The organism is Gordonia aichiensis NBRC 108223 (assembly GCF_000332975.1).
In the GTDB taxonomy this organism is placed as follows: domain Bacteria; phylum Actinomycetota; class Actinomycetes; order Mycobacteriales; family Mycobacteriaceae; genus Gordonia; species Gordonia aichiensis.
Genome location: NZ_BANR01000026.1, coordinates 77,879 through 85,886, shown reverse-complemented (window position 1 = coordinate 85,886; position 8,008 = coordinate 77,879). Strand labels below are relative to the sequence as shown.

Here is an 8,008-nt window from a genome sequence, read left to right as displayed (position 1 = left end):
ACCGACCAGCGTCACGACGACTGGCCGCGCATAGTCGCGGGTGACGTAGACCGACGCCGAACCGCCTCTGCCGTAGCGCCTCACGCGGCACCGCTCCGTGGTCGACCGGGAAGTCGAGGCGCCTGCGCAGCAACCACTGATCCGTCATCGCGGCGGCTCGACGTCCATGACCGACACCGTTCGAGCGCAGGGCACTGGTGACATAGCGCTTCGGCCGCATCGTGGCGGTAGCGCACCTCGTCGGCGCTCTCGCGGGGGTCACGCGGATCGAATAGCTCTGGCGAGCCGATACAGTTTGCTCCACTCAGATCAGGGCTGTCGGCGAGGATCGCGGCGAGGAGACCAAGGGCACCCGAGTTGTAATCGGTTCGCATCACGACGCCTTCCCCGTCAGGCACTCGACGTGAGCCGCAATGGTGGGTTTGCAGGGGCGTCCACACACCGAGCAGATGTTCATCACGGCGGGTTGCGGAACGCACGCGTCGTGGTGGCCTGCGTCGACATCGGCGGGGAACGTCATGGCGAAACCGCACACCGAGCAGATCGTCGGGCGCGCGGTACCCCGTTGTGCCACCTCGTGCCCCGTGTCGGTGGGTGTGGCACAACTAGGGTTTTCGCCCTTTGGCATAGCGTTGTGACCAGTGGATATGCCAGTTGTGCCAGCTGTGCCACCCGTAGAGGTAGTGGCCTCGGGTGGCACAACGGTCGAGTCGACCACTTCCCCATCGACGACACGGTCACTTTGGTCGGGTAACGACCACGTCGACACCGGCGGTTGCCCCGTGTATCCGATCACCACGCCCAACTTCTTCCGGGCCCGCTGAAGGGTGCGCTCAGAGATCCCCGCCTTCTTGGCCTCTCTCTTCGCCTCTGCTGAGTGCGCATCGGGGCCTTCAACTTCCAGATACCCGCGAAGCCACGTCGCGGCGTCCTGACGCTCTTGGCGGTCGTCACCGTGTTCGCCGTCGAATTGATCGGCGATATGGTCGCGTGCGGTCCGATCCGACTGGCCGATGTAGCGCAGTCGAGGCACCGAGCCGTCGTGTTCGTCGGTCGCATCGAAATGCTGGATCGGGTCAATGGTGAACATAGAGGCCGGCAATGCCTTGGTGGTGTTGGCCTTCTCCACACCAACAACAAGGTTGCCGTCGTCATCCTGCTGAGCGAACAGTGTTAGGCGCGCCTTCTTGCGCAGCTCGCCGGTAGAGCCGTACTTGTCGCGAGCATTGCCTGTGTCGAGGCGATTGGTGTGGGTCAACAGCAGCACCGCGGCGCTGGTGTGAGTCGCCACCTCTTTCCACGGGTGCAGTGCACGACGTGCCTGCTGCGGGTCTTTGACCGACAGGTTCGCTGCGACGGTATCCAGCCAGGCATCGACGACGATCAGCACCGGCTGGGGGTCGGCGTTGCGCACAAGGTCCATGTCTCGGGGGAACACTGGCGCACCGCTACCGTCGTCCTCGGCGCAGATCACCGACACGTAGTCCAGGTCCACCCCCGCAACCTCGCAGCGTGGCAGCACAGTGTCGGTCCACGCATCCTCGGTGATCACCAGTAGGACGTGCTGCGGGGCGCGGGCGGGTATACCGAGTTCCGGAACAGCACGGCCTTTGGTGATTGCCGCGATGATCAGCACCCAAAAAAGGCTCTTCCCGATTCCTTCGTCACCGACCAGGAGATTGATCGCCGCGCGAATCAGATGACCTCTGGCTAGATGCCTCGGCTGTTCCGCTGGTTTCAGATCGGTCGCCTTCCACACCTTCGGCATCGACACTTCGCTGTCGCTCATGCCGACCTCCTAACAGCCCACGGATTCGCTTCGATCCAGCGTTCGTGCTCGAGTTGGCGTTGCGCTTGCGCGGACCAGTCGAGAGCGGCTGAAACTTCGGCGGCTGCGTCGATCATTGCTGTGGCGTGGTTTTCCAAGTGCAGTGCCCATTGGTCGGCGGCGAGGTAGATCGCGCCGACGCGTCGCGGATCACTAGCGCCGAGGTCGATCCAGTCGTGGGTGCCGATCAATGGGAGCGGCCCAACTCGTAGAGCGCGCTCGACGACGGGCCACAGCGCTTCGTGCGTCAGTGACCAAGAGACTTCGCGGCTGCTGGGCGTCAGCGCAACGATGCGGTTGCCCATGGGGTCGGCGCCGCACCTCGCCGAAATTCGACCGGGATCAGCCCCGACCTTTGGGATACTGGTGGTGGACATCAGTGGTGGTGCTCCTTTTCTGGTTGGGATTCCCCGGCTGGGGTGAACGAGTGCGGTTGAAGTGCGAGACTTCCGCCCACCCCATGCCGGGGTTTCTTGTATTCAGTTGTCGCCGAGAGTGCTTTCGGCATTGTTGGCCGCATTATTGAGACCGTCGCGCAGGTTCACACCCATTTCGTCAGTGACTTCAAGAATGGGACCAAGAATGCAGCGCGTCATTAACGAGAGGGCTGCGGCGGCGAGGAACCCGAAATAGTCGGGATCGTGTTCCGTCACCCATCGCTTGGAAACTTTGTCGGTGGCCTCGTCATCACCTGCGGTGGCTGCGAGTTGGTACATCAACCGGGTAGCGTCCGATTGCAGTTGGTCCGCGTCGATGAATGAGTCGACGTTGCCGTCACTTCCAGTGACCAGGATTTGTTGCGGTGGTTGTGTGGAATCAGGCATCACAATCCGGCCCTATCGTCCGGCGCGTATCTCGAATACTCCGAGACGTGCAACATACGGGCGAATTGCTGTCGCTCGCCCACAATTCGAGCTCTGCTTCTGCGCCGTCTTCCCGACCGATCAGGTAAGCGAGGACGAACCCGACGATGAAGGCGAATGCGACGATGACGGTCATCGGGACACCTCCCCGTGAACGGCCCTCAACGCAGCGATCAGCGCCTCCGAGTGGTCGTCGTAGATTCCGGCACGCGGCGGATCGAGGAGTTCAGTGAGCGCAGTCGTCATCAACTCCGCCAGGTGCTTGCGACGACGTACAGCCTCGCCGTGGTTGTGCACGCGAAGGCAGTTGACGCAATCCATGATTCGCCACCCGCTCGAATCGAACTCTCGGTGGTGCCGAGACTCGCCATACGCGATCGGGTCCAGCGAAGCCTTCGGGACATGGTTCGTGTCGTCTGCACTCGCAGGGGTGGGTACCAGTTCCCCGCACAATGTGCGCATCATTGGCGCCCCCGCGGCAATGGCCTTCGCTTCGACGGACGAGTACCAGATGTGGCTCAGCCGCGGGTTTCGCTGCATCCCGGCGCGCATACGATCCATGAACTCGTCGGTGTGGACGTTGCCGTAGTCGTCCGGCATTCCGTAGGCAAACGCCCACGTACGCTCATCGTGGCTAAGTCCTTTGATCAGTGCGTGCCGCGTGACTTTGCCGCAGCCTTCGCACTTGAGGTCGCCTGTCTCGGTGCGGTAGTCGCGGTTGCGGGGCCGCTTGGCCTGGCGAGGCTGCGCGCAGACAGTGCAGATTGCCAACAGCAAGTCATATACGTGGCGACGTCGCTCTTCCAGCACGTCAGCGACGGTGGGTACTATGGTTGTCATCGGTTCTCCTTAGTGAGAGTTGATCCGGCCGTCGACACCCGTTCCGCCAAGATCTGCGGTGTCGGCGGCATTGTTCTGTCGGAGGTCTTCCGTGTGATCGGCCTCCGGGTCCAGGCCGAGATCCTCGATGCGGTCTCGGTCGTGTTGGGTGATGCCCATCAGGCGGCGCCCGGATTCACTGTGTTGCTCTCGATGTACGCGTGAACGTCTGCCCATCGGTAGAGAACCCGGCGACCGTGCTTCACGTACGGAATCCCTTGACCGAGATAGCGATCCTGGCTGAGTGCCTCGACTGTGGTGTGCAAGACCTCCGCTACCTCGCCCGGTGTTCCAAGTAACGGTGGAGTTGCCACTGACTTCGTATTCGACATTCGGTCTTCTCCTCTTGGTTGAAGGAACGCGTTTTTGCGTCACTTCAACAGATACACAAAGAACAGGACTGATGTCAAGTAACTGGTAATCACGTATCGTTGCGAGCTATGGAGCTATCGGAGGCGATCGGGGCGAACGCACGAGCGCATCGCAAACGTCACGGCGTGACGCTCGACGAGGTTGCAAAGGTGGCTCGGTCCTACGGGTTGCGGTGGACTAGTTCGCGTACCGGAGACTTTGAGTCCGGCCGAGTCAGTTCAACGATCGGCACCGTAGTTGCCGCATGCATGGCGTACAGCGAAGCGACCGGCGACCCGTTGACCGTCTCTGCCGTCCTCACTACAGAGCACCGTCTTGACCTCACCTCAGAGCTCAGACTCACTGCCGATCGGCTAAAGGAGATTCTGTCTGGCGGCAACCCGACGCCATTGGCCGGCGACACGAAGAGCCCTGATGAGATCCGTGAGGTTTTCGCGGGCTCAGTCAACGCTTTTCGGGAGGCTGCCGCTAGATTTCCCGATGTCGACGTGCGCACACTCAAGAGTGTGGAAGAACACTCTGGACTGGCGACCTCACGACTTGCTGCCGACCTAGAGACCTCCGTCCAAATGATCAACGCAGCCAGCGCAAGTCTCTGGGGCTGGTCAGTCGAGGACGAGCGCAATTCACGTGCCGGCGAACACGCCACTCCACAGAGGCGCGGCCATATCATGCGGGCGTTGAAGTCCGAGTTGAGGCAAGCGATCAGGGGCTGAGATGGCGACGATTGAGAGCTATACGACCAAGAGCGGCAAGCGATATCGCGTCCGCTACCGCACGCCGGACCATCGCCAGACAGACAAGCGTGGCTTCCGAACCAAGCGTGACGCCGAGGCGTTCGCTGCCACCGTCGAGCTCGAGAAGCTGACCGGCTCCTACGTCGCTCCGACCCTGGGGCGCATCACCGTGAGCGAGCTCGCACCCGACTGGTTGTCGCGCAAGGAATCTGACGTTGCGCCGTCGAACTACCGGACACTCGAGAGTGCGTGGCGCACACACGTTGAACCGAAGTGGGGTCGGCGTCGCATCGCCGACATCGAACTGGGCGAGGTCGAGCGGTGGATCGCGGATCTTGGGCGCACCATCACCGACGCCAAGGGCGAAGTGGTGAAGAAGGGCGCCGGCGCGACGACGATCATCCGCGCCTACGGCGTACTCGCCGGCATCCTCGACGACGCGGTGAAGTCTCGGCGACTCGCAGTGAACCCAGCCCGTGGGGTCGAGAACTTGCCGAAGAAGGGCCGCAAGCGGCACGTCTACCTGTCAGCATCCGACGTCGAACGTCTCGCCGTCGAGTCGGGTGAGCACCGCGCCCTAGTGCTCACCCTGGCCTACTGCGGTCTGCGCTGGGGCGAGCTGGTTGCCCTGCGGGTCCGCGATGTCGAGTTCCTGCGGAAGCGGCTCACTGTGCATGACAATGCGGTGCAGCTTGGTGTAGAGCACGCGGTTGGGCGCACGAAGTCACGCAAGACTCGATCGGTACCTGTCCCCCAGTTCATCCTTGATGAGCTCTCGGTGCAATGTCAGGGGAAGGATCTCGACGAGCTGGTGTTCCCGGGTCCGAACGGTCGGTACCTGCCGCGGCCGAAGTCCACTCGAGGGTGGTTCGCCGGAGCGGTGCAGCGGGCAGGAGTTCAGACGATCACGCCGCACGATCTGCGACACACGACAGCGAGCCTCGCGGTGTCGGCCGGCGTCAACGTCCTGGCGCTCGCACGGATGCTCGGGCACACCTCCGCGAAGGTGACGCTCGACGTCTACGCAGACCTGTTTGACGACGATCTTGATGCTGTCGCGGTCACCCTGAATCAGCGCTACTCGCCGCAGAGTGTGGGCAAAGTGTGGGCAGAGGGAACCACCGACACCTCCCCGTAGACACCAAAATGGCCCCCTACCTGGGAAGATAGGAGGCCATTTCTGGCGGTGGCGGAGGGATTTGAACCCTCGGTACGGGGTTACCGCACACAGCATTTCGAGTGCTGCACCTTCGGCCGCTCGGACACGCCACCGCGGAAGACTGTACCGCAGCTGGCGTCTGACACTAAATCAGCAGGTCAGCGCACGGTGGCAACTCGAAGCGCTACGCTCAGTGGCCGGTGAGCTTGTCCTTGATGTTCTCGACGCCGTCCTTGACCTTGTCGGCAACCTCAGAAACCTTCTGCTTGCCCTCGGCAACGGCCTGGTCGCCCTTGCCCTCGTCCTTGAGGTCGTCGTTGTTGGTCAGGCTGCCAACGGCTTCCTTGCCCCGACCCTTGAGCTCTTCTGCCTTGTTCTGTGCATCATCACTGGTTGCCATAAGAACTCTCTCCTTCGCGTGTGCGAACCAGAGCGCGGTTTTCGCGGCTCCTGCAATCCACCGTACACATCATCGAAGAGGCTGTGCCGGATCTGAATTTGTCGGCGCCTAACTCTTTCGAGCGGCCTACTGCGCTACCGATCGAGGTCGAGGTTCCCGAACACAGAGGTGGCGGCACCACTGCAGTACGCAGCACACACGGACGGAGTTGCCTCAGTTCCCGAGTAGCTTGTCCTTGATCTCCCCGAACTTCTCCTTGGCTGTGTGCAAGGTCTCCTGGACCTTCTCATTGTCGGCAAGCTCGCCCAGTTTCTCCTTCGCGGTGCCGACGGCGTCCTGAACCTTCTCGCTCTCGGCGAACTCGGTGAACTTCTCCTTCGCGGTGCCCACCGCGTCCTGAACTTTCTCGCTCTCCGCGAACTCGGTGATCTTCCCCTTGACCGTCTCGACGGCCTCGTTGATCTTGTCGTTTGATTCAGACATGGTCTCGACTCCTCGCCATGCAGAGCCGGATGCTCCGCGCTCGATTACCAACCTGCCACAGCAGGTCGACGCTGTCTGTGGGTGAAGACCCTGATTAGCGGTCGACACGCACCGGCAGCGGAAACGGACTCAGCCGTCGCGACGCGTATCGAAGAACCCGATCATCAGCTCTCGGCACTCCGCTTCGCGCACCCCACCACGCACCTGTGGCCGGTGCGTCAGACGGGGGTCACGAACGACGTCCCACAGCGACCCGACGGCACCGGTCTTCGGTTCCCATGCCCCGAAGACCACTGCGTCGACGCGGGACAGCGTGATCGCCCCGGCACACATCGTGCACGGCTCGACGGTGACGGCGAGCGTGCAGCCGGGTAGTCGCCACCCGTCGCCGAACGCGTGTGCGGCCGCACGCAGGGCGACGATTTCAGCGTGAGCAGTGGGGTCGGCGTCGAGTTCCCGACGGTTCCCGGCGCGCGCGAGTTCGACACCCGCGGGGTCAAAGACGACGGCACCGATCGGGACGTCGTCGGGGCCGGACGAGTCGACAGCCGCGGCAAGCGCCTCGCCGATCATCTGCTCCCACGCGCGCACCCGGCTGGACGTCTCACGCGCCTGGTCCACGAGCGGTCCTTCAGTGACCCAGCGAGTCGAGCACCTTCGACAGTTCGTCGGCGAATCCGAGTCGCGCGGCGATCATGCCGATCTGCTCGTCGGCGTAGAGGTCGGTGTCGCCGACGATCACGCCCATCACTGCGTCGGGGAGCCCGAGGTCGGAGAGCACGCCGAGATCGCCCTCCTCCCAGGGGTCGATATCGTCGAGCTCGTCGTCGTCGAGGTCAGGGACGTCGACGTTGATGGCGTCGAGGACGTCGGCGGCGATGTCGTAGTCGATCGCGGCCGTGGCGTCGGAGATCAGTAGTCGTGCGCCTCCGGGAGCTGGTCGGACGACGATGAAGAACTCATCGTCGATGTCGAGGAGGCCGAAGATCGCACCAGCGGCGCGTAGCTCACGCAACTGCGTTTCTGCGGCAGAGAGATCCGTCAGCGCGGACTTGTCGAGTGCTTTGACCTTCCAGGTGGCGTCCTCGCGGACCACGGCTACCGCGAATCCCTCGATATCGTCGATCGCTTGCTGCTTGTTGGAATCCGAAACCCCAGCGCCGGCACCTGCCATGACGCACACGGTAGTCCAGATTCGACGCCCACCCCAATCCCCGCTCACCTCGGGCCGCCTGCACTCCGTCGGCACGTGCGCAACGACGCCGTCCCGATGTGCGAATCTGGACG

The 8,008-nt window shown here is 62.8% G+C and carries 14 protein-coding genes and 1 tRNA gene; 3 read left to right on the top strand and 12 right to left on the bottom strand.

All coding sequences use genetic code 11. The features are described 5' to 3' along the window. From GOACH_RS24085 to GOACH_RS19585, 6 genes are all read right to left on the bottom strand, one after another. Nucleotides 1-220 (bottom strand): hypothetical protein (locus tag GOACH_RS24085; protein WP_217999524.1); only part of this gene is annotated, 220 nt, incomplete at its 3' end. Nucleotides 221-373: 153 nt separating this feature from the next. Beyond that, complete coding sequence (locus tag GOACH_RS19600; protein WP_005178619.1) at nucleotides 374-1,789, bottom strand: AAA family ATPase; 1,416 nt, start codon at nucleotides 1,787-1,789, stop codon at nucleotides 374-376. Continuing rightward, nucleotides 1,786-2,205 carry a DUF2742 domain-containing protein gene (locus GOACH_RS19595; RefSeq protein WP_005178616.1) on the bottom strand — a complete coding sequence of 140 codons (420 nt, stop codon included), beginning with the start codon at nucleotides 2,203-2,205 and terminating at the stop codon, nucleotides 1,786-1,788. Before GOACH_RS19595 ends, GOACH_RS19600 begins: the two co-directional genes overlap by 4 nt. Before the next feature lie 102 nt (nucleotides 2,206-2,307). Then, a complete protein-coding gene (locus tag GOACH_RS19590) occupies nucleotides 2,308-2,652 on the bottom strand; it encodes a hypothetical protein (RefSeq protein WP_005178614.1) in 345 nt (114 codons plus the stop codon). Then, nucleotides 2,645-2,827: a hypothetical protein gene (locus tag GOACH_RS23850; RefSeq protein ID WP_152930122.1), complete on the bottom strand. Its 183-nt coding sequence runs from the start codon at nucleotides 2,825-2,827 to the stop codon at nucleotides 2,645-2,647. Before GOACH_RS23850 ends, GOACH_RS19590 begins: the two co-directional genes overlap by 8 nt. Then, nucleotides 2,824-3,531, bottom strand: coding sequence for a hypothetical protein (locus GOACH_RS19585; RefSeq protein WP_005178610.1), 708 nt, complete (start codon nucleotides 3,529-3,531; stop codon nucleotides 2,824-2,826). The genes GOACH_RS23850 and GOACH_RS19585 overlap by 4 nt, the downstream gene beginning before the upstream one ends. Nucleotides 3,532-3,543: 12 nt before the next feature. Between GOACH_RS19585 and GOACH_RS23845 the strand changes: the two genes are divergently transcribed. After that, nucleotides 3,544-3,735, top strand: a complete 192-nt coding sequence (locus GOACH_RS23845; RefSeq protein ID WP_040519178.1) for a hypothetical protein — start codon at nucleotides 3,544-3,546, stop codon at nucleotides 3,733-3,735. On the opposite strand, the gene GOACH_RS24380 is transcribed toward GOACH_RS23845, so the two are convergent. Further along, nucleotides 3,690-3,902: a helix-turn-helix domain-containing protein gene (locus GOACH_RS24380; RefSeq protein WP_005178608.1), complete on the bottom strand. Its 213-nt coding sequence runs from the start codon at nucleotides 3,900-3,902 to the stop codon at nucleotides 3,690-3,692. The two genes, GOACH_RS23845 and GOACH_RS24380, sit on opposite strands and share 46 nt — an antisense overlap. A gap of 165 nt (nucleotides 3,903-4,067) precedes the next feature. On the opposite strand from GOACH_RS24380, the gene GOACH_RS19575 reads away from it, so the two are divergent. Beyond that, complete coding sequence (locus GOACH_RS19575; RefSeq protein WP_235434428.1) at nucleotides 4,068-4,658, top strand: XRE family transcriptional regulator; 591 nt, start codon at nucleotides 4,068-4,070, stop codon at nucleotides 4,656-4,658. A 1-nt stretch (nucleotide 4,659) separates the two neighbouring features. After that, entirely contained in the window at nucleotides 4,660-5,817 is a 1,158-nt protein-coding gene (locus GOACH_RS19570; RefSeq protein WP_005178604.1) for a site-specific integrase, read from the top strand. Between the two features lie 43 nt (nucleotides 5,818-5,860). Here the strand turns inward: GOACH_RS19570 and GOACH_RS19565 are convergent. The 5 genes from GOACH_RS19565 to GOACH_RS19545 all read right to left on the bottom strand — a co-directional run bounded on the left by GOACH_RS19565 (nucleotide 5,861) and on the right by GOACH_RS19545 (nucleotide 7,895). Next, nucleotides 5,861-5,951: transfer RNA gene (locus GOACH_RS19565), tRNA-Ser, on the bottom strand. 77 nt (nucleotides 5,952-6,028) lie between these two features. Further along, entirely contained in the window at nucleotides 6,029-6,238 is a 210-nt protein-coding gene (locus tag GOACH_RS19560) for a CsbD family protein (protein WP_005178602.1), read from the bottom strand. A 213-nt stretch (nucleotides 6,239-6,451) separates the two neighbouring features. Beyond that, nucleotides 6,452-6,721: a hypothetical protein gene (locus tag GOACH_RS19555; protein ID WP_005178599.1), complete on the bottom strand. Its 270-nt coding sequence runs from the start codon at nucleotides 6,719-6,721 to the stop codon at nucleotides 6,452-6,454. A gap of 129 nt (nucleotides 6,722-6,850) precedes the next feature. Next, nucleotides 6,851-7,294, bottom strand: a complete 444-nt coding sequence (locus tag GOACH_RS19550) for a nucleoside deaminase (protein ID WP_040519217.1) — start codon at nucleotides 7,292-7,294, stop codon at nucleotides 6,851-6,853. Between the two features lie 58 nt (nucleotides 7,295-7,352). Beyond that, nucleotides 7,353-7,895 carry a tRNA adenosine deaminase-associated protein gene (locus tag GOACH_RS19545; protein WP_005178595.1) on the bottom strand — a complete coding sequence of 181 codons (543 nt, stop codon included), beginning with the start codon at nucleotides 7,893-7,895 and terminating at the stop codon, nucleotides 7,353-7,355. Between the last annotated feature and the right edge of the window lie 113 nt (nucleotides 7,896-8,008).

What these genes read in the sequence shown, in the direction of transcription:
- GOACH_RS19600 (WP_005178619.1), bottom strand. Translation starts at nt 1,789, where the DNA reads ATGAGCGACAGCGAAGTGTCGATGCCGAAGGTGTGGAAGGCGACCGAT.
- GOACH_RS19595 (WP_005178616.1), bottom strand. Translation starts at nt 2,205, where the DNA reads ATGTCCACCACCAGTATCCCAAAGGTCGGGGCTGATCCCGGTCGAATT.
- GOACH_RS19590 (WP_005178614.1), bottom strand. Translation starts at nt 2,652, where the DNA reads ATGCCTGATTCCACACAACCACCGCAACAAATCCTGGTCACTGGAAGT.
- GOACH_RS23850 (WP_152930122.1), bottom strand. Translation starts at nt 2,827, where the DNA reads ATGACCGTCATCGTCGCATTCGCCTTCATCGTCGGGTTCGTCCTCGCT.
- GOACH_RS19585 (WP_005178610.1), bottom strand. Translation starts at nt 3,531, where the DNA reads ATGACAACCATAGTACCCACCGTCGCTGACGTGCTGGAAGAGCGACGT.
- GOACH_RS24380 (WP_005178608.1), bottom strand. Translation starts at nt 3,902, where the DNA reads ATGTCGAATACGAAGTCAGTGGCAACTCCACCGTTACTTGGAACACCG.
- GOACH_RS19570 (WP_005178604.1), top strand. Translation starts at nt 4,660, where the DNA reads ATGGCGACGATTGAGAGCTATACGACCAAGAGCGGCAAGCGATATCGC.
- GOACH_RS19560 (WP_005178602.1), bottom strand. Translation starts at nt 6,238, where the DNA reads ATGGCAACCAGTGATGATGCACAGAACAAGGCAGAAGAGCTCAAGGGT.
- GOACH_RS19555 (WP_005178599.1), bottom strand. Translation starts at nt 6,721, where the DNA reads ATGTCTGAATCAAACGACAAGATCAACGAGGCCGTCGAGACGGTCAAG.
- GOACH_RS19550 (WP_040519217.1), bottom strand. Translation starts at nt 7,294, where the DNA reads ATGATCGGCGAGGCGCTTGCCGCGGCTGTCGACTCGTCCGGCCCCGAC.
- GOACH_RS19545 (WP_005178595.1), bottom strand. Translation starts at nt 7,895, where the DNA reads ATGGCAGGTGCCGGCGCTGGGGTTTCGGATTCCAACAAGCAGCAAGCG.